Origin of the sequence: Citreimonas salinaria (assembly GCF_900107235.1) — a bacterium.
Classification (GTDB): Bacteria; Pseudomonadota; Alphaproteobacteria; order Rhodobacterales; family Rhodobacteraceae; genus Citreimonas; species Citreimonas salinaria.
Window position 1 is genome coordinate 43660 of the sequence record NZ_FNPF01000007.1, and the last position, 22762, is coordinate 66421.

Genomic DNA, 22762 nt, shown 5'->3' on the forward strand with positions numbered 1-22762 from the left:
GACGTGATCGAGCTGGAAAACGTGGCCTACGGCTACGGCGCAAAGGGCGATGCGCCGTTGCTGCGCGACCTGTCGCTGACGCTGGCGCCGGGGTCGTTCCATTTCCTCACCGGGCCGTCCGGCGCGGGCAAGACCACGTTCCTCAAACTGTGCTACGGCGCGCTGAAGCCCACCCAAGGCCAGCTGCGCCTGTTCGGCGACGACGTGGCCGCGATGCCGCGCGACGGGATCGCGCTGGTCCGCCGCCGCATCGGCGTCGTGCACCAGGATTGCAAGTTCCTCGACCACCTGCCGGTGATCGACAACATCGCGCTGCCGCTGACGGTGTCTGGGCAGGTGATGGAGGACCAGCAGGGCAACCTCGACGACCTGCTGACCTGGGTCGGCCTCGGCGCGCGCGCGCACGCCTTCCCGCCCGAGCTTTCGGGCGGCGAACGCCAACGGGCCGCGCTGGCCCGCGCGCTGATCCTGTCGCCCGAGGTGATCCTCGCGGACGAGCCGACCGGCAACGTCGACTGGGAAATGTCGCAGCGCCTTCTGCACCTGCTGATCGCGCTCAACGGCATGGGCAAGACCGTGATGATCGCCACCCACGACCTGATGCTGATCCGCGCGGCCAAGGCGCAGGTGCAGGCGCGCGTTCTGCGCCTGTCGGGCGGGGTGCTGCAGGCGGCGGGGGCCGACCTGTGAACGCGCTTTCCGCCTTGCGCCCCGATCCCGGCGCCGACCGTGTCGTGCCGCCCTCGGGCTTCACCGCGCGGCTGGTCGTGTTCACCGCCGCGGCAATGGCGTTTCTCGCGGTGTTCACGCTGGCGCTGGCGCTGGCCGCCGGGCGGCTGGCCGAGGAATGGGACTCCGCCCTCGCGCGCAGTGCCACGCTGCGCATCTCGGCCCCCGAGGAGCAGATGCCCGAGCAGACCCGTACCGCGCTGACGCTGCTCCAGCAGACGCCCGGCGTCGAATCGGCCCGCGCGCTGCGCGACGAAGAACAGCGCGCGCTGCTCGAGCCGTGGTTCGGCCCCGACCTGCCGGTGGCCGACCTGCCGGTGCCCCGCCTGATCGAGATCGAGGAGACGCGCGACGGCTTCGACCCCGACGGGCTGCGCCTGCGCCTGCAGGCCGAGGTGCCGGGCGCCGTGCTCGACACCCACGACCGCTGGCGCCGCCCGCTGATCGAGGCGGCGGGCCGCCTGCGGCTGCTGGGCTGGGTGGCGATTGCGCTGATCGGCGCGGTGACGGCGGCGATGGTCACGCTGGCGGCGCGCGCGGCGCTGGCCGCCAACGCGCAGGTGATCGCCGTGCTGCGGCTGGTGGGCGCGACCGACGCCTACATCGCCGGCGCCTTCGTCCGCCGCTTCACCCTGCGCACGCTGACGGGGGCTGCCGTGGGCACGGGCCTCGGCGCGCTGGCGGTGGCGCTGCTGCCTTCGGGGGGCGAGGCCGGCGGCTTCCTGACCGACCTGCGCTTCGCCGGCTGGCACTGGGTGCTGCCGGTGCTGTTTCCGCCGCTCGCCGCGCTGGTCGCCTGGGCGGCGACGCGCAGCGCCGCGCGGCGTGTTCTGAGTGGGTTGAGCTGATGGTGCAATGGCTGCGGTCGCTGGTCTTCGTGGTGCAGATGTACCTTGCCATGGCGGTGCTGGGCATCGTCTTCCTGCCCTGGGCGCTGGTGTCGCGGCGCGGCGCGCGCTCGGCCTGCCTCAACTTCTGCCGCTGGGTGCGCTGGACGGCCCGCTGGATGGTCGGCCTGCGCACCGAAGTACGCGGCACGCCCCCCACGGGCGAGGTGCTGATCGCCGCCAAGCACCAGAGCTTTCTCGACATCATCCTGATCTTCGGCGCCGTGCCCGCCGGCAAGTTCATCATGAAGCGCGAGCTGATGTTCGCCCCGGTGATCGGCCAGTACGCGCTGCGAATCGGCTGTGTCCCGGTCGATCGCGGCAAGCGCGGGCAGGCGATCCGCAAGATGTCGCTCGACGTGGCCCGCGGCGCCGCCGATCCCGGACAGCTGATCATCTACGCCCAGGGCACCCGCGTCGCGCCCGGCTTCAAGGCGCCCTACAAGGTCGGCACCGCGGCGCTCTATCAGCAGATGGGCGCGCTGGGGCAGCCCTGCGTGCCCGTGGGCACCAATGTCGGCCTGTTCTGGCCGCGCCGGGGCATCCTGCGCAAGCCCGGCACCGCGGTGGTCGAGTTCCTGCCCGTGATCCCGCCCGGTCTGGACAAGAAGACCTTCCTTAAGCGGCTCGAGGCCGAGGTCGAGGCGAGTTCCGACGCCTTGATGGCCGAGGCAGGGTTCGTGTCCCCAACACGGTAGGTCCGGGTCGCGGGGCGAGGGGGTTCTGCCCCTATGCGCTTTCCGTGCATTCACCCCATGAGGATCAAGGCAGCCTGGAGGCGCAAAAAAAGGCCCGCCGGTGTGCGGCGGGCCGTTGAGCGTCGGGCGGCGATCAGGCGTGGATCGCGCCGTCGCCGCAAGCGAGCGCAGCCTCGCGCACCGCCTCGGAGTAGGTCGGGTGCGCATGGCAGGTCAGCGCCACGTCCTCGGCCGCGGCACCGAATTCCATCGCCACGCAGATCTCGTGGATCAGGTCACCCGCCATCGGGCCGATGATGTGCGCGCCGAGGATGCGGTCGGTTTCCTTGTCCGCGAGGATCTTGACGAAACCGTCGGCGGCGAAGTTCGCCTTGGCGCGCCCGTTGCCCATGAAGCTGAACTTGCCCGCCTTGTAGGCGCGGCCTTCCTTCTTCAGCTCTTCCTCAGTCTTGCCGACGGAGGCGACCTCGGGGTGGGTGTAGATCACGCTCGGGATCACGCCGTAGTTCACGTGGCCATGCTTGCCCGCGATCACCTCGGCCGCGGCCATGCCCTCGTCCTCGGCCTTGTGGGCCAGCATCGGGCCGGCGATCGCGTCGCCGATGGCGTAGATGCCCTTGACGCTGGTCTGCCAGTGATCGTTCGTCTTGATCTGGCCGCGGTCCGAGATCTCGACCCGCAGCGCCTCGAGGCCCAGCCCGTCGGTGAACGGCTTGCGCCCGGTCGAGACCAGCACCACGTCGGCTTCCAGCGAATGCTCGCTGTCGTCCTTGCGCAGCTTGTAGCTGACGCTGGCCTTGCCCTTGGCGGTCTCGACACCCTGAACGGCGGCGCCCAGCGTGAAGGAAAGCCCCTGCTTCTTCAGCAGCTTAAGGAAGTTCTTCTGTACCTCGCCGTCCATCGTCGGCGTGATCGTGTCGAGGAATTCCAGCACCTGCACCTCGGTCCCCAGTCGCGCATAGACGCTGCCCAGTTCCAGCCCGATGACGCCGGCGCCGATCACGACCATCTTCTTGGGGATCTTGCCCAGCTCCAGCGCGCCGGTCGAGCTGACGACCACCTTCTCGTCGATCTCGACGCCGGGCAGGCTGCTGGGTTCGGAGCCCGACGCCACGATGATGTTCTTCGTGTCGTAGACCTCGTCGCCGACCTTGACCTTGCCCGCCTCGGGGATCGATCCCCAGCCCTTGAGCCAGTCGATCTTGTTCTTCTTGAACAGGAACTCGATGCCCTTGGTGTTGGTGTCGATGGTCTCCTGCTTGTAGGTCAGCATCTGCGCCCAGTCGACCTTGGGGGTGCCGACCTTCAGGCCCATCTTCTCGAAGTTGTGCTGCGCCTCGTGCAGCTGGTGGCTGGCATGCAGCAGCGCCTTCGAGGGAATGCAGCCCACGTTGAGGCAGGTGCCGCCCAGCGTCTCGCGCCCCTCGACGCAGGCGGTCTTGAGACCCAGCTGGGCGCAGCGGATGGCGGCCACGTAGCCGCCGGGGCCGGAACCGATGACGATGACGTCGTATGAGGCCATGAGGGAACTCCTGTCGAAAATCGGATTAGCGCTGCGGGAGCTCATCCCATGCGCGCGGGGGGCATGCAACGGGGGCGCATGCGGGGAACGGGAGGGGCGTCAGCGCGGTCACGCGGCGAACCCCGCGAACAGCGCGGCCAGCAGCATCACCACGGTCGCGCCGAAGCCCACGGCCCAGATGATCGACCGCCACGGCGTCAGGCCCAGCCAGTAGGCGGGGACGTAGGCCACGCGCGCGCCCAGGTAGATCCAGGCGCAGGCCGCGGTCAGCGGGCTGGCGGCGTTTCCCAGCGTGACCACCACCACGGCGAGCGTGAACAGGATCAGCCCCTCGAAGTGGTTGTTGAGCGCGCGGTAGAGCCGCGCCGTGCCCACGCTCACCTGGTCCTCGAGCGCGCCGCCCAGCCGCGCGCGGTCGCGCGGGCCCATCGTCTTGCCGGGGCCAAGCTCCAGATTCGCCGGGAACGACATCAAGGCAAACTGCACGACCTGCAAAAGGCCCGCCAGCGTCAGGACGGTCAGTTCGGGCGTCATGCGTTGCCGGCATCGTGATAGGTGACGTCCGAGAAGCGCTCGACCGGGAAGGTGAACAGCAGGATCATGCTTTCCGGCGCCTCGAACCCATGGACCAGGCCCGCGGGAATGAACAGGGTGTCGCCGGGCGAAAGCTCCTGGCGCTTGTCGCCGAGGATCGCGAAGCCCTTGCCCTCGATCACGTGGATGGTTTCCGGCACGTCGTGGTGATGCGGCGAATCTGCGTGACCGCTGTCGATGTAGAACAGCCCTTGGCACAGCGCGCTGCTGGGCCCGCCATCCGCGTCGATCAGCAGGCGGTAGCGCAGCCCGGCCCGGCCTGCCTCCTTCATCACCTGAAGGTCGGGCGAATTGGCGGGAACGAACACGGGTTGATGGGTCATGTGGCCTCCGGAGGCTGGGGGATGAGTTTGGCCGCCCGGCCGGGGGCGGGTGTCGCCGCCCGTCAGCCCTGGCGCCGGGCGGATCGCGTCACACTGTCCGCAGGAAGTGATGCGTCGAGGGGCCGTGATCCAGCGCGCCCTCGCGGTCCAGCCAGTCGGCGGCCTTGGCCTGGTCGTTGACCGAGAACAGCGCCCACTGGCTGCCGTCCTCGGCCTTCCAGCGCTGCAGCAGGGTCAGCCCGGCCTGGCCGCGCGATTCCGCGTGGGCGTCGAACTCGGACTGGTCGAAGGTTCTGTAATGCGCGAGCAGTTGCAGGCTCATGGCGTCTCTCCTTCGGGGGTGGCCAGGGCGCCGTGCGGCGCCCCCCATGTCGTGCAGCGCGCCGTGCGGCGCGCCCTGTCGCTGCGGGGCGCCAGACGGCGCCCCGGCGATCTTACAGGTCCATCAGCAGGCGGCGCGGGTCTTCCAGCGCTTCCTTGACGCGGACCAGGAAGGTCACCGCGCCCTTGCCGTCGACGATGCGGTGGTCGTAGCTCAGCGCCAGGTACATCATCGGGCGGATGACGATCTGCCCGCCCACGACCATCGGCCGGTCCTGGATCTTGTGCATGCCCAGGATGCCCGATTGCGGCGGGTTGAGGATGGGCGAGGACATCAGGCTGCCGTAGACGCCGCCGTTCGAGATGGTGAACGTGCCGCCCTGCATCTCGGCCATCGACAGCTTGTTGTCGCGGGCGCGCTTGCCCTTCTCGGCGATCGCCTTCTCGATCTCGGCGAAGGACATCGCGTCGACGTCGCGGATCACCGGCACGACAAGGCCGGTGGGCGTGCCGGTGGCGATGCCCATGTGCACGAAGTTCTTGTAGACGATGTCGGTGCCGTCGATCTCGGCGTTGACCTCGGGGACTTCCTTCAGCGCGTGCGCGCAGGCCTTGGTGAAGAACGACATGAAGCCCAGGCGGACGCCGTGTTTCTTCTCGAACAGGTCCTTGTATTCCTTCCGCAGCGCCATGACCTCGGTCATGTCCACCTCGTTGTAGGTGGTCAGCATCGCGGCGTTGTTCTGTGCGTCCTTCAGGCGGCGCGCGATGGTCTGGCGCAGGCGGGTCATCTTGACCCGCTCCTCGCGCGCGGCGTCGTCGGCGGCCACGGGGGCGCGCGGCGCGGCCGGCTGCGCCGGCTGCTGCGGCTGACCCTGCGGGGCCGAGGCCGCCTTGGCGACGTCCTCCTTCATCACGCGGCCGTCGCGGCCCGAACCCTGCACCTGATCGCGGCTGACGCCCTTCTCGGCCATGGCCTTCTTGGCGCTGGGCGCGTCCTCGACATCCGCGCGGCCGGCGCCGTCGCCCGCGGGCGGCGTGGTGTACTGGCCACCGTTCGTCGGCGCCTGGTCCTGCTTCGGGGCAGGCGCCGCGCCGCCGCCCGCGCCCTGCGCGATGACGGCCAGCTTCGCGTTCGCCTGCACGGTCGAACCTTCCTCGGCGACGATCTCGGTCAGGGTGCCGGCGGCGGGGGCGGGCACCTCGACGCTGACCTTGTCGGTCTCCAGCTCGCACAGCATCTCGTCGGCCTCGACGCTGTCGCCGACCTTCTTGAACCAGGTGCTGACGGTCGCCTCGGACACGCTCTCGCCCAGCGTCGGCACCATCACGTCGATGCTCTCGTCGCCGCCGTAGCCGCCTTCGCCCGCGCCGGCATCGGCGTCGGCGCTCGGGGCCTTCTCCTTCTCCTTGGGCTTGGGAGCCTTCGCGTCGCCCTCGGTTGGCTGCTTGCGCGGCTTGGTCTCTTCCGGGCCGGCATTGCCTGCCTCGGCGATGTTGGCCAGCAGCGCGTCGACGCCGACGGTGTCGCCCTCGTTGGCGACGATGTCGGCCAGCTTTCCGGCCACGGGCGAGGGCACCTCGACCGTCACCTTGTCGGTTTCCAGCTCGCACAGCATCTCGTCCACGGCCACGGTGTCGCCCGGCTTCTTGAACCAGGTCGCCACGGTGGCCTCGGTCACGGATTCGCCCAGCGTGGGGACTCGCACTTCGGTCATTGGATCACTTCCCTTCGATCGTCAGCGCTTCGTCCACGAGCGCTGCCTGCTGTTGCTTGTGCTGCGACGCCAGGCCCGTCGCCGGCGAGGCCGAGGTCGCCCGGCCGACATAGCGCGGCCGCTTGTGCGCGGCGTCGATCCGGCCCAGCACCCATTCGATGTTGGGCTCGATGAAGGTCCAGGCGCCCTGGTTCTTGGGCTCTTCCTGGCACCAGACGATCTCGGCCTGCTTGAAGCGCTCCAGCTCCTTCACCAGGCTCATCGCCGGGAAGGGATAGAACTGCTCGACCCGCAGCAGGTAGATGTCGTCCGCCCCGCGGGCGTCGCGTTCCTCGAGCAGGTCGTAGTACACCTTGCCCGAGCACATCACCACGCGCCTGATCTCGGCGTCGGGCTTCAGCGTCAGGTCCGAATGGCCCTGCTCGGCGTCGTCCCACAGCACCCGGTGGAAGCTGCTGCCGGTGGTGAACATCTCGGCATCGGACACGGCCAGCTTGTGGCGCAGCAGCGATTTCGGCGTCATCAGCATCAGCGGCTTGCGGAAAGACCGGTGCAGCTGCCGGCGCAGGATGTGGAAGTAGTTCGCCGGGGTCGAGCAGTTGGCGACGATCCAGTTGTCCTGCCCGCACATCTGCAGGAACCGCTCGAGCCGCGCGCTGGAATGCTCGGGGCCCTGGCCCTCGAAGCCGTGCGGCATCAGGCACACGAGGCCCGACATGCGCAGCCACTTGGATTCGCCCGAGGAAATGAACTGGTCGAACATGATCTGCGCGCCGTTGGCGAAGTCGCCGAACTGCGCCTCCCACAGGGTCAGCGCGTTGGGCTCGGCCAGCGAGTAGCCATACTCAAAACCCAGCACCGCGTATTCCGACAGCGCGCTGTCGATCACCTCAAACCGCGCCTGACCGTCGCGGATGTGGTTGAGCGGGTAGTAGCGCTCTTCCGTCTCCTGGTCGACGAAGGCCGAGTGCCGCTGGCTGAACGTGCCGCGCGTGCTGTCCTGGCCCGAAAGGCGCACCGGGTAGCCCTCGGTCAGCAGGCTGCCGAAGGCCAGCGCCTCGGCGGTGGCCCAGTCGAAGCCCTTGCCGCTGTCGAACATCTCGCCGCGGGATTCCAGCAGGCGGCCCACCGTGCGGTGCAGCGGGAAGCCCTCCGGCACCGTGGTCAGGGCCTTGCCCACCGCCGCCATCGTCCTGGGCTGGATCGCGGTGCGGCCGCGCTGGTACTTGCCCTGCTTCTGGCGGTCGAGATGCGACCAGCGCCCGTCCAGCCAGTCGGCCTTGTTCGGGCGATAGGTCTTGCCGGCCTCGAACTCCTCGTTGAGGTGGGACTGGAAGGCGGCCTTCATGTCCTCGATCTCGCCCTCGGGGATGAGGCCGTCCTTCACCAGCGTCTCGGTGTACAGGCTGAGCGTCGTCTTGTGGCCCTTGATCTTCTTGTACATCACCGGGTTGGTGAACATGGGCTCGTCGCCCTCGTTGTGACCGAAGCGGCGATAGCAGAAGATGTCGATCACGACGTCCTTGCCGAACTTCTGCCGGAACTCGATCGCGACCTTGGCGGCGTGCACCACGGCCTCGGGGTCGTCGCCGTTCACGTGGAAGATCGGCGCCTCGACCACCAGCGCGTTGTCGGTCGGGTAGGGCGAGGAGCGCGAGAAGTGCGGCGCGGTGGTGAAGCCGATCTGGTTGTTGACCACGATATGCACGGTGCCGCCCGTGCGGTGCCCGCGCAGGCCCGACAGCGCGAAGCATTCCGCGACCACGCCCTGGCCGGCGAAGGCCGCGTCGCCGTGCAGCAGGATCGGCAGGACCTTGCGCCGGTCGCTGTCGTTCTTCTGGTCCTGCTTCGCGCGCACCTTGCCCAGCACGACGGGGTTCACCGCCTCGAGGTGGCTGGGGTTCGCGGTCAGCGACAGGTGAACGCTGTTGCCGTCGAACTCGCGGTCCGAGGACGCGCCGAGGTGGTACTTCACGTCGCCCGACCCGTCGACGTCCTCGGGCTTGAAGCTGCCGCCCTGGAACTCGTTGAAGATCGCGCGATAGGGCTTGCCCATGACGTTGGCCAGCACCGACAGGCGGCCGCGATGCGGCATCCCGATGGTGATCTCCTCGATCCCCAGCGCGCCGCCGCGCTTGATGATCTGCTCCATCGCGGGGATCAGGGATTCGCCACCGTCTAGGCCGAACCGCTTGGTCCCCATGTATTTCACGTGCAGGAACTTCTCGAAGCCTTCGGCCTCGACCATCTTGTTGAGGATCGCCTTGCGACCCTCGCGGGTGAACCTGACTTCCTTGCCGTAGCCCTCGATCCGCTCTTTCAGCCAGGCCGACTGCTCGGGGTCCGAGATGTGCATGTATTGCAGCGCGAAGGTGCCACAGTAGGTGCGCTTCACGATGTCGAGGATCTCGCGCAGGCTTGCGATCTGCAGGCCCAGCACGTTGTCGATGAAGATCGGCCGGTCCATGTCGGCCTCGGTGAAGCCGTAGGATTTCGGGTCCAGCTCGGGGTGCGGCTCGGGGGTGCGCATGCCCAGCGGGTCAAGCTCGGCGGCCAGGTGGCCGCGGATGCGGTAGGCGCGGATCAGCATCAGGGCGCGGATGCTGTCCAGCACGGCGCGCTGCACCGCGTCGTCGCTGAGCGTCACGCCCTTTTCCGCGGCCTTCGCCTCGATCTTGTCCTTGGCGCCCTTCGCCTCGGCCGGGGGGCTGGGCATCGGCCATTCGCCGGTCATCGCGGCGGTCAGGTCGTCGTTGGGCTGCGGCGGCCAGTCACGGCGCGCCCAGCTCGGGCCCTCGGCCTCGCGCTTCACGGCGCCCTCGTCGTCGCCCATCTGGCGGAAGAAATCCGCCCAGGCCGCGTCGACCGCGCCGGGATCGTTGGCGTAGCGGGCATACATCTGTTCGAGGTATTCCGCGTTGGTGCCAGCCATGAAGCTGGAGGCGTGGAAGACGTCGTTGGGGCTTTGGTCGGTCATCGCGGTGGTCCTTTGTGACCTGATCGGTGCGTCTGGGTCGGTGCGTCGCGGGGCGGTGTGCGCTGGTCGGGGCGTCCGGGTGATCGGTGCGCCGGGCGCGGGAATCCTGGTCTGCAGTCGTCTTGGTGTGCGGTCGTCTCGTCGGTGCGTCTTGTCTGCGGTCTTCTCTCGGTGCGTCTCGCGTCGGGGCGTGCCTCGGTCAGTCTTCGTGCGGCCAGTCTTCCCTCGGTCAGTCTTCCCTCGGTCAGTCTTCCCTCGGTCAGTCTTCGGGCGCCCCCCTATATGTGGCGTTCAAAGCGGCTCCAAAAAGGCCCGGTGCGGCATGAAAGATACCCCCGGCGGGGTGGCCATCGTGCCGCGCCTGCTGCGCCCATATCTTAACGCAAGATGAATCCGTCCCTGCAACCCCTTGATTTTCCGTGCGTGCCGGGGTGTCCCATCGTGGGACACCCCGATTTTCCGTCGGGCCTCAGCCCTTGTCGATCGCCTTCAGGACGGCTTCGCCCAGGCTGGCGGGGCTGTCGGCGACCACGATCCCGGCGCGGTTCATCGCCTCGATCTTGTCGTCCGCGCCGCCCTTGCCGCCGGCGACGATCGCGCCCGCATGGCCCATGCGCCGTCCCGGAGGCGCCGTGCGCCCGGCGATGAAGCCCGCGGTGGGCTTCCACCGGCCGCGCTTCTTCTCGTCCGCCAGGAACTGCGCGGCGTCCTCCTCGGCCGAGCCGCCGATCTCGCCGATCATGATGATCGCCTCGGTCTCGTCGTCCGCCAGGAACCATTCCAGCACGTCCAGGTGCTCGGTCCCCTTGATTGGGTCGCCGCCGATGCCGACGCAGGTCGACTGGCCCAGGCCCACATCGGTGGTCTGCTTGACCGCCTCGTAGGTCAGCGTGCCCGAACGGCTGACGACGCCCACCTTGCCACGCTTGTGGATGTGGCCGGGCATGATCCCGATCTTGCAGGCGTCCGGCGTGATGACACCGGGGCAGTTCGGCCCGATCAGGATAGACTTCGAGCCTTCCAGCGCGCGCTTGACCTTCATCATGTCCATCACCGGGATGCCCTCGGTGATGCAGCAGATCAGCGGGATCTCGGCATCGATCGCCTCGAGGATGCTGTCCGCCGCGAAGGGCGGCGGCACGTAGATCACGGACGCGTTCGCGCCGGTCTTGTGCACCGCCTCGTGGCACGAGTTGAAGACCGGCAGGTCCAGATGCGTCTGCCCGCCTTTGCCCGGCGTCACGCCGCCGACCATCTTGGTGCCGTAGGCGATCGCCTGTTCGGTGTGGAAAGTGCCCTGCGAGCCGGTCAGGCCCTGGCAGATGACTTTGGTATTCTCGTCGACGAGGACGGCCATTTCTGTCCCTTCCGTTCAGTTTGTATCGCGCGCGCGGGGAGGCGTCTGCGCGGTTTCGGTGCTCGAGGTCAGCGTGATGCGGCCGCCCTCGTCCTGTTGCAGTTCGGTTTCGACCAGCAGGCCGTCTTCGGTGTAGATTTCCCAGACCTGCCCGTCCTCGACCTGTTCGAAGTCGTCGGCCTCGAACCGCGATTGGATCTCGGTGCCGAACGAGGCGTAGAGCGCCGAGAAGAATGCCTCGGACGCCTCGGGCACGACCAGTTCGCAGGAGAAGAAATCCTGACGCATGGCGAAGGCCAGCGTGAGCCCCTGGGGATGCTCGTAGCGGGCCGAGCCTTCGTCCTGCGTGACCTGCGTGAAGTCTCCGATCGTCTCGCCCATGTCGGGCGCGTCCGCGGTAACGACGCACACGTCCAGCGCGAAGCCCGCCAGCGCTTCGGGCGCCACGGTGGGATCGTCCTGCGCGAGGGCCATCGGCGCCGCGACCAGCGCGGTGCCCATGGAAAAAAGCCGCGCGCGTGTCACCCCTTGACAGCCTTCACGATCTTCTGCGCGCCGTCCTTGAGGTCGTCGGCCGCGATCACGTCGAGGCCGGAGTTCGAGATGATCTCGTTCCCCTTGTCGACGTTGGTGCCTTCGAGGCGCACAACCAGCGGCACCTTCAGGCCGACCTCTTTCACCGCGGCGATCACGCCCTCGGCGATGACGTCGCAGCGCATGATGCCGCCGAAGATGTTGACCAGGATGCCCTTCACGTTCGGGTCCGACGTGATGATCTTGAACGCCTCGGTCACCTTCTCCTTGGTGGCGCCGCCGCCCACGTCGAGGAAGTTGGCAGGCTCGGCGCCGTAGAGCTTGATGATGTCCATCGTCGCCATCGCTAGGCCCGCGCCGTTGACCATGCAGCCGATCTCGCCGTCGAGCGCGATGTAGTTGAGGTCGTACTTCGAGGCTTCCAGCTCCTTGGAATCCTCCTCGGTCGTGTCGCGCAGTTCGGCGATGTCTGGGTGGCGGTAGATCGCGTTGCCGTCGAAGCTCATCTTGGCGTCGAGGCATTTCAGGTCGCCGCCGTCGGTGACGATCAGCGGGTTGATCTCGAGCATCTCCATGTCGTTCTCGACGAACATCTTGTAGAGCGTGCCCATCAGCGCGACGCACTGCTTGATCTGCTTGCCTTCCAGCCCGAGGTTGAAGGCGATGCGGCGGCCGTGGAACGGCTGGTACCCGGTGGCGGGGTCGACGCTGAAGGACAGGATCTTGTCGGGGGTGTTTTCGGCCACCTCCTCGATGTCCATGCCGCCCTCGGTCGAGGCGACGAAGGACACGCGGCTGGTCTGGCGGTCGACCAGCAGGGCCAGGTACATCTCGGTCTCGATGCCCGACCCGTCCTCGATGTAGATGCGGTTGACCTGCTTGCCGGCCTCGCCGGTCTGCTTGGTCACCAGCGTGCGGCCGAGCATACGCTTGACCTCCTGCTCGGCTTCCTCGACCGACTTGGCCAGACGCACGCCGCCGGCCTCGCCCGCATCGGATTCCTTGAAGCTGCCCTTGCCGCGGCCACCGGCGTGGATCTGCGCCTTGACCACCCAGAGCGGGCCGTCCAGCGCCGACGCGGCGGTCTTGGCTTCCTCGGCGCGCAGGACGACACGGCCGTCGGACACCGGCGCGCCGTAGCTGCGCAGCAGGGCCTTGGCCTGGTATTCGTGAATGTTCATGGGTCGACTGTCCCCGTCATTTTGCTTGCGATTTTTCGCGGTATACGCGTGCCTACACCCACAGGTTAAACGATTAATTGCCCGATCCGGTCCGGACCGGCGATTTTCCGCCTTATGTGATCACACGCTCGAAAGCTGTGATCACATTGCGATCGCGGGATCGGGGCCGTTGCGCTGTGGTGCTGCGAATCAGGTGCAAGCGGTTTCAGGCAAGGGAACTGTTGTCGCCGAGGCAGCGTTGCCCCGCTGCATATTACGCTTTGGGAAGAGGAAGGGCATCATGGCGCAACGTACCGGGTCCTCGGACATGAAACGCATCATATTCTGGCTGGTCCTGGCGGTAGGCTGGCTTCTGGCGATCTACTTTTCGGTGACGAAATCGCAGCTCGAGGACCGGTTGGCGCAGGACCTGCGCACGGTCGAGACGCAGCTGGCCGAGCAGGTGACAGCCTACGGAACGGTCGAGCAGCTGGAGACTCAACTTGCAGAGCTTCGTCCGCAGCTGGATCAGCTCGAAGAGCAGCGTACAGAACTTCAGTCCGAGGTCGAGACGTTGAACGCGCGGATCGCCGACCTGGAAGAGGAAAGCGCCACGTTGTCCGAAACCGTCGCCCAGCGTGAGCAGGAAGTGCAGACGCTGCAAGAAGAAGCCCAGCCCTTACAGGAGACCATCTCCACCTTCGACGACCGCAGCGCTGAACTGCAGAACCAGATCACCGACCGCGAGGAGTCGCTTCAGGGCGTATCGCAGCGGCTCGAAGAGGCCCGCCAGCAAGAGGCCGAACTGCGCGAAACCCTGTCTAGCCTGAACGAGGAGAGCGCCGCGGTGTCGGAAACCCTCGTCTCGGCGCAGGAAGACCTGCAGGCTGCGGTCCGCCAGGAAACCGAGTTGCGTGGACGGGTCAATACGCTGAGCACGGAGGTCGAAGACCTTCAGGCGCGGCAGGCGGAACTGGAACAATCCACCGGTCAGCTGGACGCGCGCCGGCTTGAACTCGAGGAGTTGGTTGCGGCGCAACTTCAGCAACGCAACGAGCTGCAGGAACTCGTCAGGAGCCTCACGGCGCAGGTCGAACAGCGTTCCAACCGCCTGCTGCAGATCGAACAAGCGATCTCGTCGACATTGTCCGAGGACGACGCCCTGACGCTGGAACAGGGCGCGGCGGCGTCGGGTCAGGACGCAGACGAGCTGATAGAGGAGAGAACGGGCGAAGAAGGTGCGTCCATCGGTGAAGAACAGGGCGCGGCGTCCGAAGGCGCGGACATGCAGGAAAGGGTTCTCGTTCCGCTGGGCGATCAATCCGGCGCGTCCGAAGAGGGCCAGGCAGGCGACACCCCTGCCACTGCCGATGAGGCCGAGACGTCGGACGGCGCTGTAGCGCCGGCGGGGCGGCTGGTGGTCGTGCCGGAAGATGCCGACTGACCGATTGCGGCTTGCCTGTTCGCAAACAAAAGCGCCCCGAAATCGGGGCGCTTTTTCATTTCCCGATTGTGGCTGGTTCAGGCGAGGCTGTCGTCGATGCCCTTGCACGCCTCGACCAGGCCCTTCACGGCGGCGACCGAGTTGTCGAACATCGCCTGCTCGTCCTTGGTCAGCTTGATGTCGACGATGCGCTCCACACCGCCCGCCCCGATCACCGTGGGCACGCCGACGTAGAACCCGTCCAGCCCGAAGACGCCGTCGCAATAGGCCGCGCAGGGCAGCAGCCGCTTCTGGTCCTTCAGGTAGGACTCGGCCATCTCGATCGCGCTGGTGGCGGGCGCGTAGAACGCGCTGCCGGTCTTCAGCAGGCCGACGATCTCGGCGCCGCCGTCGCGGGTGCGCTGCACGATCGCATCCAGCTTCTCCTGCGACGTCCAGCCCATCTTGACCAGGTCGGGCAGCGGAATGCCGGCCACGGTCGAATAGCGCGTCAGCGGGACCATCGTATCGCCGTGCCCGCCGAGGACGAAGGCGGTGACATCCTTCATCGACACGTCGAATTCGAGCGAGAGGAAGTGGCGGAAGCGCGCGCTGTCCAAAACGCCGGCCATGCCGCAGACCTTCTCGGTCGGCAGGCCGCTGAACTTCTGCAGCGCCCAGACCATCGCGTCCAGCGGGTTGGTGATGCAGATCACGAAGGCGTCGGGCGCGTTTTCGCGGATACCTTCGCCCACGGCCTTCATCACCTTGAGGTTGATGCCCAGCAGGTCGTCGCGGCTCATCCCCGGCTTGCGCGGAACGCCCGCGGTGACGATGCAGACATCCGCACCTGCGATGTCGGCATAATCCGAAGTGCCCTTCAGCCGCGCGTCGAAACCCTCGGACGGGCCGGATTCAGCGATGTCGAGCGCCTTGCCCTCGGGGGTACCCTCGGAAATGTCGAACAGGACGACGTCGCCCAGTTCTTTCATGGCGGCAAGATGCGCAAGCGTGCCACCGATCTGTCCCGCGCCGATGAGGGCGATCTTGGGTCTGGCCATGGATGTTCTCCGATCCTTCGGTTTGACTGGCGCGTGAGTAGGCCTTTGCCGCGTCGCGCGCAAGGCCGCCGCGCCGCGGCAGGGGGCGCGGCGCAGGGTTGTCCCGCGCCGCAGGCTGTGAGTAAGGCTGGCGCATCCTTGGCTTTTTCCGGAGCGCGCCGTGGAAATCCTCAGCTGGTCGGTTTTCCTGATCGCGGTGCCCGCGGTGATCTTCGCCGGCGTTTCGAAGGGCGGCTTCGGGTCCGGCGCCGCCTTTGCCAGCGCGTCGATTCTCGCGCTGGTGATCCCGCCCGGCGCGGCGCTGGGCTTGATGCTGCCGCTGTTGATGCTGATCGACGTGACAAGCTTGCGCGCCTATTGGCGCCGCTGGGAGTGGTCGGCGGCGCGGGTGCTGCTGCTGGGCGCGGTGCCCGGCACACTGGCGGGGGCGGCGTTCTATGCCGCGGCCAGCCCCGATGCGATCCGCCTGCTGATCGGGATCGTGTCGCTGAGCTTCGTCGCGTGGCGATTGGGCCAGGCCCGGGGCATCATCCGCGCCGCCGCCTGCAAGCCCGGACCTGTCGCGGGAACGGTGGCCGGAGTGGTGTTGGGGTTCACCAGCTTCGTCAGCCACGCCGGCGGCCCCGCGGCTGCAGTCTACCTTCTGGGGCGGGGGATGTCGAAGACGGCGTTCCAGGCGACGACCGTGCTGGTCTTCTGGGCGGTGAACCTGCTGAAATCGGGGTTCTATGCCGGCATGGGCATCTTTACGACCGAAACGCTTCTGCTGGCAGCGGCCCTGGCGCCCTTCGCGCTTCTGGGCACCTGGATCGGCATCCGCGCGCATACGCTCGTGTCGGAAAAGCTTTTCTTCGGCGTGACTTACACGCTGCTGGCCGTGACGGGCGTCAGGCTGATCTGGATCGCCGTCACCTGATCGAAAGGCCGGGGGCATGGCCCCCGGCCGATCTCATACGGCTTCGCCCTGCGGCGGCAGGACGTCGGCCATGTTCTCGAAAGCCTGGCCAGAGGCGACGAGGCAGGTCAGCCCGCCGGTCGTGGTGAGCGTAATCGTCCACGTGCCGGTCGCGGCCGAGGCGAAAACCTCCATCACCGCATTTTTGCCAAGCCCGATGCTCTTGCGCGTTTCGCCGTATTTCGCGGCCAGCCGCTCGATCACCGTGTCGCGCGGCGCGCAGTTGCGCGGTTGCGTTTCCGCCTGGGCCAAGGTGGCCGCACCCGACGCCAGTGCGATCGAGAGCACGATCAGTTTCGCCGTCATCTTCGTCATCGCGTCACCCTTTCGGCACGCACCGGAGGCCCTTTCCCGAAGCCGTCCGGAGATTGTGTCCCCTCGATCCGGTGCATCCCTCCGATCGACGCGTCCCGGCCCTTTCGACAGCCTCACATTCCGGAAGATTTCCCCAATGTATGGTTAACGCGTCGGACGTTGCCGAAAAATCTCGGGACTTTGCCGGCGTCCGCGCCACCAGTGCTGCATAACCGCGCTTTCGCATTTCGGCGCTTGAAGGGGCGCGCGAAAGATGGCCACTTGCTGAGCAACAATGTTTCTCGAGGAGGTGCTCATGGACATGCGCACACGCCCCTGCCGGTCCGTCCTCTACATTCCCGCCTCGAAGGCGCGCGCGCTGGAAAAGGCGCGCACCCTGCCGGTCGACGCGATCATCTTCGACCTCGAGGACGCGGTCTCTTCGTCCGAGAAGGTCGCGGCGCGGGTCATGCTGGCGGATGCGCTGGCGCAAGGCTACGGCCGGCGGTTGACGCTCGTGCGGATCAACGCGCTGGACACCGAGTGGGGCCGTGCCGACGCCCAGGCGGTGGCCGACGTGCCCTGCGACGCCGTGCTGCTGCCCAAGGTGAACGGCCCCGAAGATCTGGACGCGCTGGCCGCCCTGACGGACAAGCCGCTTTGGGCAATGATGGAGACGCCCAAGGGCATGCTGGCCGCGGACCGCATAGCCGCGCATCCGAAACTGGCCGGGCTGGTAATGGGCACCAACGACCTGGCCAAGGACCTGGGCGCGCGGTTTCGGGCCCACCGGATGCCGTTGATGGCGGGTCTGGGGCTGTGCGTGCTGGCCGCGAAGGCACATGGCTGCGTGATCGTCGACGGCGTCTACAACGCCTTCAAGGACGAGGACGGCCTGCGGGCGGAGTGCGAGCAGGGCCGCGACATGGGCATGGACGGAAAGACCCTGATCCATCCCGCACAGATCGACAGCGCCAACACCGCCTTCGCGCCCACCGCCGAGGAAATCGACTTGGCGCGCCGCCAGATCGCCGCCTTTGACGAAGCGGTGGCGCAGGGGCAGGGGGTCGCCGTGGTCGACGGCAAGATCGTCGAGAACCTGCACGTGGACACGGCGCGCGAAACTCTGGCAAAAGCCGAGGCGATCGAAACCCTCACGGCGGAGTGAGCCCATGTCCTACGTCCTCCTGATCCTCGGCCTCGCCCTTTGGGTACTGGGCCACATGTTCAAGCGCATCGCCCCCGAGCGTCGCGCGCGCATGGGCGACGGCGGCAAGGGGCTGTTCGCCGCATTCATACTGGGCGGTGTCGTGCTGATGGTGATCGGCTATCGCGGCACCGATATGATCAAAGTCTGGTATGCGCCCGCCTTCCTGGTGCACGTGAACAATCTGCTCATGCTGCTGGCGATCTTCGTCTTCGGCATGTCGGCCACCACCGGACGGCTGCGCGGCGTGATGCGCCATCCGCAACTGACCGCGGTCAAGATCTGGGCCGTGGCGCACCTGCTGGTGAACGGCGATCTGGCTTCGATCATCCTGTTCGGCGGGCTGCTGCTTTGGGCCGTGGCCGAGGTCATCGTCATCAACCGCTCCGAGGACTGGGTGCGTCCCGCGCGTGGCGAGCCGAAGGGCGACGTCAAGCTGGTGATCATCACGCTGGTCGCATTTGCCGCGATCGCCGCCATCCACGCATGGCTGGGTGTTTGGCCTTTCCCGAGGTGACGCGTCGCCCGCCGATCGTACCGATACAATCCATTGTATCGCATAAGGAACACGAGGCAAGCCAATGAAACTTTACCGCTTTTTGTCCGAAGATGACACATCGGCGTTCTGCCACAAGGTGACGGAGGCCTTGAGCAAGGGGTGGAGCCTCCACGGCGACCCGACCTACGCGTTCGATGCGGCGAACGGTGTCATGCGCTGCGGCCAGGCTGTCGTCAAAGAGGTCGAGGGCACGTACGCGCCCGGCATGAAGTTGGGCGAGCAATGAGCAAGACCAGCGCCGGGCGCTTCTTCGAGGATTACAGTGTCGGACAGGTAATTGACCACGCGGTGCCGCGCACGGTGTCGGGAGGCGAACGCGCGCTGCATCATGCGCTGTATCCGGCGCGGCACGCGCTGCATTCCTCGGACGTCTTCGCGCAGGCATGCGGGCTGCCGGCGTCGCCGATAGATGACCTGATGGCCTTCCACCTGGTCTTCGGCAAGACGGTGCCCGACATTTCGCTGAATGCCGTGGCCAACCTGGGGTACGTCGAGGGTCGTTGGCACCGCCCGGTCTGGCCCGGAGACACCCTGCGCGCGCGCTCGACCGTGATCGGGCTGAAGCAGAACTCGAACGGGAAGACCGGCGTGGTCTGGGTGCGCAGCGAGGGTGTGAACCAGCACGGGCAGATCGTGCTCGACTATGTCCGCTGGGTGATGGTGCGCAAGCGCGACGCCGACGCGCCTGCACCCGACACGGTGGTGCCGGAACTGCGGGGCGCGCTCGACGCCCTGGACCTCGTGCTCCCCGAGGGGCTGGATTTCACCCGCTACGACTTCACCCTCGCCGGAGAGCCGCACCGCCTGCGCGACTATACGGTGGGCGAGGTGATCGACCACGTGGACGGCGTGACAGTCGAAGAGGCCGAGCACATGCTGGCCACACGCCTGTGGCAGAACACCGCCAAGGTGCATTTCGACCTGACCGTACGCCCCGAGGGCCGCCTGATCTATGGCGGGCACGTGATCTCGATGGCGCGCGCACTCAGCTTCAACGGGCTGGCGAACGCGCAGATGATTGTGGGGCTGAACGGCGGCGCGCATGCGAACCCCTGCCTGGCCGGCGATACCATCCGCGCGTGGTCCGAAGTGCTGGATGTCGCGGAATGCGATGCACCCGGCGTGGGGGCAATCCGGCTGCGGCTGGTCGCAACGAAGGGCGGCGAGCCGTCCACCCTGCGGGGCGAGGACGGAAGGTATCTGCCGCACGTTCTGCTCGACTTGGACTACTGGGCGCTGATGCCGCTGTGAAGCAAAAAGGCTGACAGAATCACTTTCGCGCCTATTGTGCATGCCGTGGCATGCCGCGCGGCGCCGAAAGCGTGATCACAGTTCTGATACCTGTGATCACAAGATATGAAAATCCGCCGAATTGCGCCAAAAAACTGGGTCCTGCGCCGACGGCAGCCCGTGACAGCCGACGCAAAAGCATTACAACGCAAGCCCAAGGGAACCGAAAGGATGTCCAGATGGCCGACGTGAACCGGGGCAATCGCCCGCTTTCACCGCACCTGCAGGTCTACCGGCCGCAGCTCAACTCGATCACCTCGATCTTCACGCGCATCACCGGCAACGCGCTGTTGGTGGGCATGCTGCTGATCGTCTGGTGGCTGCTGGCCGCCGCGATCGGCCCCGAGGCATTTGCTACGGCGGACGGCGTCCTCACCTCGTGGTTCGGCGACCTGGTGCTGTTCCTGTCGCTATGGGCGCTGTGGTATCACACGCTGGCAGGCGTTCAACACCTGATCTGGGACTTCGGGCATCTCATGGACATCGATAGCACCGACATGCTGAGTTGGGCCGTAATCGGCGGTTCGGTCGTGCTGACCATCGTGACCGTTCTGGTCATCTGAGGAGATACGCCATGGCATTCCTGACAGATCGCAAGCGTGCCGAAGGCATGGGGTCGGCCAAAACCGGCACGCAGCATGCCTGGAGCATGAAGAAAAGCTCGGTCGCGCTGCTGATCCTGATCCCGCTTTTCGTCTTCACCTTCGGCGCCGCGCTCGGCGGCACCTATACCGAGGTGCTGATCTACTATTCGCGCCCCTTCCCGGCGATCGTCGCCGCGCTGACGATCGTGGTGTCCTTCAAGCACTTCAACGACGGCTTCCAGACCCTGGTCGAGGACTACGTTCACGGCCCGTGGGAAAAGTGGCTTCTGCTGGGCATGACGTGCATCAGCTACGGCGCCGCGGGCGTCGGCCTTTTCGCGATCGCGCGGCTGGCGCTGTAAGGCGCCCCCGGTCGCGACCATTTCAGACGGAGCAGGATAGATGGCTGCATACGAGTACGAAACGCATGACTACGACGTGGTCGTGGTGGGGGCCGGCGGCGCGGGCCTGCGGGCGACATTGGGCATGGCCGAGCAGGGATTGCGCACCGCCTGCGTGACGAAGGTGTTCCCGACCCGGTCGCACACCGTGGCCGCGCAGGGTGGCATCGCCGCATCGCTGTCCAACATGGGGCCCGACTCTTGGCAGTGGCACATGTACGACACGGTCAAGGGCAGCGACTGGCTGGGCGACACCGACGCCATGGAGTACCTCGCGCGCGAGGCGCCCAAGGCAGTCTACGAGCTCGAACATTACGGTGTGCCCTTCAGCCGTACCGAAGAGGGCAAGATCTACCAGCGGCCATTCGGCGGGCATACGACCGAGTTCGGCGAAGGCCCTCCGGTGCAGCGCACCTGCGCCGCCGCGGACCGCACGGGTCACGCGATCCTGCACACGCTCTATGGCCAGAGTCTGAAGCAGAAGGCCGAATTCTACATCGAGTATTTCGCGATCGACCTGCTGATGGAGGACGGCGCCTGCCGCGGCGTCCTGTGCTGGAAGCTCGACGATGGCACGTTCCACGTGTTCAACGCCAAGACCGTGGTGCTGGCGACCGGTGGCTACGGGCGCGCCTATTTCAGCGCGACCAGTGCCCATACCTGCACCGGGGACGGCGGCGGCATGGTCGCCCGCGCCGGCTTGCCGCTGCAGGACATGGAGTTCGTGCAGTTCCACCCGACCGGCATCTACGGCTCGGGCTGCCTGATTACCGAGGGGGCGCGCGGCGAGGGCGGCTACCTGACGAACTCGGAAGGCGAGCGGTTCATGGAGCGCTACGCGCCCAACTACAAGGACCTTGCGCCGCGCGACTACGTCAGCCGCTGCATGACCATGGAGATCCGCGAAGGTCGCGGCGTGGGCGAGCATGGCGACCACATTCACCTGAACCTATCGCACCTGCCGAAAGAGGCGCTGGCCGAACGTCTGCCGGGCATCTCGGAATCCGCAAAGATCTTCGCCGGTGTCGACGTGACCAAGGAGCCGATCCCCGTCATCCCGACCGTGCACTACAACATGGGCGGCATCCCAACCAACTACTGGGGCGAAGTCCTCAACCCGACCGAGCGCGACCCGAACGCCGTCGTTCCCGGTCTGATGGCCGTGGGCGAGGCCGGCTGCGCCAGTGTGCACGGTGCGAACCGCCTCGGTTCGAACTCGCTGATCGACCTTGTGGTCTTTGGCCGCGCCGCCGCGATCCGCGCGGGAAAGACCGTCGATCGGGAAAGCGCGGTGCCTGTCGCGCCGAAGTCGCAGATCGACAAGGCGTTCGACCGCTTCGACACCCTGCGCCATGCCGACGGCCAGACGCCAACGGCCGAACTGCGGCTGGAAATGCAGAAGACGATGCAGCGCGACGCTGCCGTCTTCCGCACGTCCGAAACCCTGTCGAACGGCGTCAGGGAGATGACCGGGATCGCGAAAAAGGTGGACGACCTGAAGGTCACCGATCGCAGCCTGGTCTGGAATTCTGACCTGATGGAAACGCTGGAACTGACCAACCTCATGCCAAACGCGCTGGCGACCATCGTGTCGGCCGAGGCACGCACCGAAAGCCGCGGCGCCCACGCACACGAGGATCATCCCGACCGCGATGACGATAAGTGGCGCGTGCATACGATCTCGCGGATGCGCGGCGACCAGATAAACGCCACTGAGGTCGATCTGAGCTTCCGTCCCGTGATCACCGAGCCTCTGACCACGGAAGATCAGGGCGGGATCGAGTTGCAGCGCATCGCGCCGAAGACGCGGACATTCTGATGCGAGGGGCCTTCTTAGCCGGCGCCGCTCTGACGCTTGCCGGTTGCTCGCCGCAGGTGCAGGACGCTTTTGCGCGCGAGGCCGCGCGATCGGTCGTCACGCGGGTGGTGGTCGATCGCTTCCCGGGCCTGCCGGTCGAGCCGGCCATCGACTGCGTGATCGACAATGCAACCGCGGCGCAGATCCGAGCCTTGGCCGCCGACGCGGCCCTTGGCCCGACCCCTGCCACGGCAGAGGTGGTCGGCCAGATCATTACCAAGCCCGAGACGCTCAATTGCCTAGGAACCCGGGGGCTGCCGGTCCTGCTGCAACAGGCCGGCTGAGCCCTGCACGGCCCGACCCATAGGAG

The 22762-nt window shown here is 66.9% G+C and carries 24 protein-coding genes; 13 read left to right on the forward strand and 11 right to left on the reverse strand.

The genetic code is table 11. The features are described 5' to 3' along the window. Nucleotides 1–3 precede the first annotated feature (3 nt). From BLW27_RS10480 to BLW27_RS10490, 3 genes are read left to right on the forward strand one after another with little or no spacing between them, the layout of a single operon-like run. Nucleotides 4–690, forward strand: a complete 687-nt coding sequence (locus BLW27_RS10480) for a cell division ATP-binding protein FtsE (protein ID WP_089883016.1) — start codon at nt 4–6, stop codon at nt 688–690. Beyond that, entirely contained in the window at nt 687–1577 is an 891-nt protein-coding gene (locus tag BLW27_RS10485) for a cell division protein FtsX (RefSeq protein WP_177177872.1), read from the forward strand. The genes BLW27_RS10480 and BLW27_RS10485 overlap by 4 nt, the downstream gene beginning before the upstream one ends. After that, nucleotides 1577–2314 carry a lysophospholipid acyltransferase family protein gene (locus BLW27_RS10490; protein WP_245710841.1) on the forward strand — a complete coding sequence of 246 codons (738 nt, stop codon included), beginning with the start codon at nt 1577–1579 and terminating at the stop codon, nt 2312–2314. The genes BLW27_RS10485 and BLW27_RS10490 overlap by 1 nt, the downstream gene beginning before the upstream one ends. Before the next feature lie 133 nt (nt 2315–2447). On the opposite strand, the gene lpdA is transcribed toward BLW27_RS10490, so the two are convergent. From lpdA to sucC, 9 genes are all read right to left on the reverse strand, one after another. Beyond that, entirely contained in the window at nt 2448–3836 is a 1389-nt protein-coding gene (lpdA, locus tag BLW27_RS10495) for a dihydrolipoyl dehydrogenase (RefSeq protein WP_089883018.1), read from the reverse strand. A 108-nt stretch (nt 3837–3944) separates the two neighbouring features. Beyond that, the gene (locus BLW27_RS10500; protein ID WP_089883020.1) at nt 3945–4370 is read right to left on the reverse strand and encodes an MAPEG family protein; all 426 of its coding nucleotides are present in this window, start codon (nt 4368–4370) and stop codon (nt 3945–3947) included. Continuing rightward, entirely contained in the window at nt 4367–4753 is a 387-nt protein-coding gene (locus BLW27_RS10505) for a cupin domain-containing protein (RefSeq protein ID WP_089883022.1), read from the reverse strand. Before BLW27_RS10505 ends, BLW27_RS10500 begins: the two co-directional genes overlap by 4 nt. A gap of 88 nt (nt 4754–4841) precedes the next feature. After that, a complete protein-coding gene (locus tag BLW27_RS10510; protein ID WP_089883024.1) occupies nt 4842–5075 on the reverse strand; it encodes a hypothetical protein in 234 nt (77 codons plus the stop codon). A gap of 112 nt (nt 5076–5187) precedes the next feature. After that, a complete protein-coding gene (gene odhB, locus BLW27_RS10515) occupies nt 5188–6792 on the reverse strand; it encodes a 2-oxoglutarate dehydrogenase complex dihydrolipoyllysine-residue succinyltransferase (RefSeq protein WP_089883026.1) in 1605 nt (534 codons plus the stop codon). Between the two features lie 4 nt (nt 6793–6796). After that, complete coding sequence (locus BLW27_RS10520) at nt 6797–9769, reverse strand: 2-oxoglutarate dehydrogenase E1 component (protein ID WP_089883028.1); 2973 nt, start codon at nt 9767–9769, stop codon at nt 6797–6799. Nucleotides 9770–10238: 469 nt separating this feature from the next. Beyond that, nucleotides 10239–11126 carry a succinate--CoA ligase subunit alpha gene (sucD, locus tag BLW27_RS10525; RefSeq protein ID WP_089883030.1) on the reverse strand — a complete coding sequence of 296 codons (888 nt, stop codon included), beginning with the start codon at nt 11124–11126 and terminating at the stop codon, nt 10239–10241. A 15-nt stretch (nt 11127–11141) separates the two neighbouring features. Continuing rightward, on the reverse strand, nt 11142–11627 hold the full coding sequence (locus tag BLW27_RS10530) for a hypothetical protein (protein ID WP_089883033.1): 486 nt from the start codon (nt 11625–11627) through the stop codon (nt 11142–11144). Nucleotides 11628–11647: 20 nt separating this feature from the next. Beyond that, nucleotides 11648–12841: an ADP-forming succinate--CoA ligase subunit beta gene (gene sucC, locus BLW27_RS10535; RefSeq protein WP_089883035.1), complete on the reverse strand. Its 1194-nt coding sequence runs from the start codon at nt 12839–12841 to the stop codon at nt 11648–11650. A 280-nt stretch (nt 12842–13121) separates the two neighbouring features. Here sucC and BLW27_RS10540 point away from each other — a divergent pair, with 280 nt between their 5' ends. Then, complete coding sequence (locus tag BLW27_RS10540) at nt 13122–14264, forward strand: coiled-coil domain-containing protein (RefSeq protein ID WP_089883036.1); 1143 nt, start codon at nt 13122–13124, stop codon at nt 14262–14264. Nucleotides 14265–14341: 77 nt separating this feature from the next. Here the strand turns inward: BLW27_RS10540 and mdh are convergent, their stop codons facing one another. Continuing rightward, the gene (mdh, locus tag BLW27_RS10545; protein ID WP_089883038.1) at nt 14342–15304 is read right to left on the reverse strand and encodes a malate dehydrogenase; all 963 of its coding nucleotides are present in this window, start codon (nt 15302–15304) and stop codon (nt 14342–14344) included. A 160-nt stretch (nt 15305–15464) separates the two neighbouring features. Here mdh and BLW27_RS10550 point away from each other — a divergent pair, with 160 nt between their 5' ends. Further along, nucleotides 15465–16220: a sulfite exporter TauE/SafE family protein gene (locus tag BLW27_RS10550; RefSeq protein WP_089883040.1), complete on the forward strand. Its 756-nt coding sequence runs from the start codon at nt 15465–15467 to the stop codon at nt 16218–16220. Nucleotides 16221–16253: 33 nt separating this feature from the next. Here BLW27_RS10550 and BLW27_RS10555 read toward each other — a convergent pair whose 3' ends face one another. Further along, on the reverse strand, nt 16254–16565 hold the full coding sequence (locus BLW27_RS10555; RefSeq protein WP_425429293.1) for a hypothetical protein: 312 nt from the start codon (nt 16563–16565) through the stop codon (nt 16254–16256). Between the two features lie 304 nt (nt 16566–16869). Between BLW27_RS10555 and BLW27_RS10560 the strand changes: the two genes are divergently transcribed. The 8 genes from BLW27_RS10560 to BLW27_RS10595 all read left to right on the forward strand — a co-directional run bounded on the left by BLW27_RS10560 (nt 16870) and on the right by BLW27_RS10595 (nt 22736). After that, nucleotides 16870–17721 carry an HpcH/HpaI aldolase/citrate lyase family protein gene (locus BLW27_RS10560; RefSeq protein WP_089883257.1) on the forward strand — a complete coding sequence of 284 codons (852 nt, stop codon included), beginning with the start codon at nt 16870–16872 and terminating at the stop codon, nt 17719–17721. 4 nt (nt 17722–17725) lie between these two features. After that, nucleotides 17726–18277, forward strand: a complete 552-nt coding sequence (locus BLW27_RS10565; protein ID WP_089883044.1) for an NnrU family protein — start codon at nt 17726–17728, stop codon at nt 18275–18277. Between the two features lie 64 nt (nt 18278–18341). Beyond that, nucleotides 18342–18545 carry a DUF1737 domain-containing protein gene (locus tag BLW27_RS10570; RefSeq protein WP_089883046.1) on the forward strand — a complete coding sequence of 68 codons (204 nt, stop codon included), beginning with the start codon at nt 18342–18344 and terminating at the stop codon, nt 18543–18545. Beyond that, entirely contained in the window at nt 18542–19570 is a 1029-nt protein-coding gene (locus BLW27_RS10575; RefSeq protein WP_089883048.1) for a MaoC family dehydratase, read from the forward strand. The genes BLW27_RS10570 and BLW27_RS10575 overlap by 4 nt, the downstream gene beginning before the upstream one ends. 218 nt (nt 19571–19788) lie before the next feature. Beyond that, nucleotides 19789–20172, forward strand: coding sequence for a succinate dehydrogenase, cytochrome b556 subunit (sdhC, locus tag BLW27_RS10580; protein ID WP_089883050.1), 384 nt, complete (start codon nt 19789–19791; stop codon nt 20170–20172). An 11-nt stretch (nt 20173–20183) separates the two neighbouring features. Then, nucleotides 20184–20555, forward strand: a complete 372-nt coding sequence (locus BLW27_RS10585) for a succinate dehydrogenase, hydrophobic membrane anchor protein (protein WP_089883052.1) — start codon at nt 20184–20186, stop codon at nt 20553–20555. 40 nt (nt 20556–20595) lie between these two features. Beyond that, a complete protein-coding gene (gene sdhA / locus BLW27_RS10590; protein ID WP_089883054.1) occupies nt 20596–22413 on the forward strand; it encodes a succinate dehydrogenase flavoprotein subunit in 1818 nt (605 codons plus the stop codon). After that, on the forward strand, nt 22413–22736 hold the full coding sequence (locus tag BLW27_RS10595) for a hypothetical protein (protein WP_089883056.1): 324 nt from the start codon (nt 22413–22415) through the stop codon (nt 22734–22736). Before sdhA ends, BLW27_RS10595 begins: the two co-directional genes overlap by 1 nt. Nucleotides 22737–22762: the final 26 nt, after the last annotated feature.

Bases quoted from the DNA above. Each gene is read 5' to 3' on its own strand.
- BLW27_RS10560 (WP_089883257.1), top strand. From the start codon at position 16,870: ATGGACATGCGCACACGCCCCTGCCGGTCCGTCCTCTACATTCCCGCC.
- BLW27_RS10565 (WP_089883044.1), top strand. From the start codon at position 17,726: ATGTCCTACGTCCTCCTGATCCTCGGCCTCGCCCTTTGGGTACTGGGC.
- BLW27_RS10520 (WP_089883028.1), bottom strand. From the start codon at position 9,769: ATGACCGACCAAAGCCCCAACGACGTCTTCCACGCCTCCAGCTTCATG.
- BLW27_RS10490 (WP_245710841.1), top strand. From the start codon at position 1,577: ATGGTGCAATGGCTGCGGTCGCTGGTCTTCGTGGTGCAGATGTACCTT.
- BLW27_RS10500 (WP_089883020.1), bottom strand. From the start codon at position 4,370: ATGACGCCCGAACTGACCGTCCTGACGCTGGCGGGCCTTTTGCAGGTC.
- odhB (WP_089883026.1), bottom strand. From the start codon at position 6,792: ATGACCGAAGTGCGAGTCCCCACGCTGGGCGAATCCGTGACCGAGGCC.
- BLW27_RS10595 (WP_089883056.1), top strand. From the start codon at position 22,413: ATGCGAGGGGCCTTCTTAGCCGGCGCCGCTCTGACGCTTGCCGGTTGC.
- BLW27_RS10575 (WP_089883048.1), top strand. From the start codon at position 18,542: ATGAGCAAGACCAGCGCCGGGCGCTTCTTCGAGGATTACAGTGTCGGA.
- BLW27_RS10505 (WP_089883022.1), bottom strand. From the start codon at position 4,753: ATGACCCATCAACCCGTGTTCGTTCCCGCCAATTCGCCCGACCTTCAG.
- sucC (WP_089883035.1), bottom strand. From the start codon at position 12,841: ATGAACATTCACGAATACCAGGCCAAGGCCCTGCTGCGCAGCTACGGC.
- BLW27_RS10585 (WP_089883052.1), top strand. From the start codon at position 20,184: ATGGCATTCCTGACAGATCGCAAGCGTGCCGAAGGCATGGGGTCGGCC.
- mdh (WP_089883038.1), bottom strand. From the start codon at position 15,304: ATGGCCAGACCCAAGATCGCCCTCATCGGCGCGGGACAGATCGGTGGC.
- BLW27_RS10530 (WP_089883033.1), bottom strand. From the start codon at position 11,627: ATGGGCACCGCGCTGGTCGCGGCGCCGATGGCCCTCGCGCAGGACGAT.
- BLW27_RS10510 (WP_089883024.1), bottom strand. From the start codon at position 5,075: ATGAGCCTGCAACTGCTCGCGCATTACAGAACCTTCGACCAGTCCGAG.
- sucD (WP_089883030.1), bottom strand. From the start codon at position 11,126: ATGGCCGTCCTCGTCGACGAGAATACCAAAGTCATCTGCCAGGGCCTG.
- sdhA (WP_089883054.1), top strand. From the start codon at position 20,596: ATGGCTGCATACGAGTACGAAACGCATGACTACGACGTGGTCGTGGTG.
- BLW27_RS10570 (WP_089883046.1), top strand. From the start codon at position 18,342: ATGAAACTTTACCGCTTTTTGTCCGAAGATGACACATCGGCGTTCTGC.
- sdhC (WP_089883050.1), top strand. From the start codon at position 19,789: ATGGCCGACGTGAACCGGGGCAATCGCCCGCTTTCACCGCACCTGCAG.
- lpdA (WP_089883018.1), bottom strand. From the start codon at position 3,836: ATGGCCTCATACGACGTCATCGTCATCGGTTCCGGCCCCGGCGGCTAC.
- BLW27_RS10540 (WP_089883036.1), top strand. From the start codon at position 13,122: ATGGCGCAACGTACCGGGTCCTCGGACATGAAACGCATCATATTCTGG.
- BLW27_RS10555 (WP_425429293.1), bottom strand. From the start codon at position 16,565: ATGACGGCGAAACTGATCGTGCTCTCGATCGCACTGGCGTCGGGTGCG.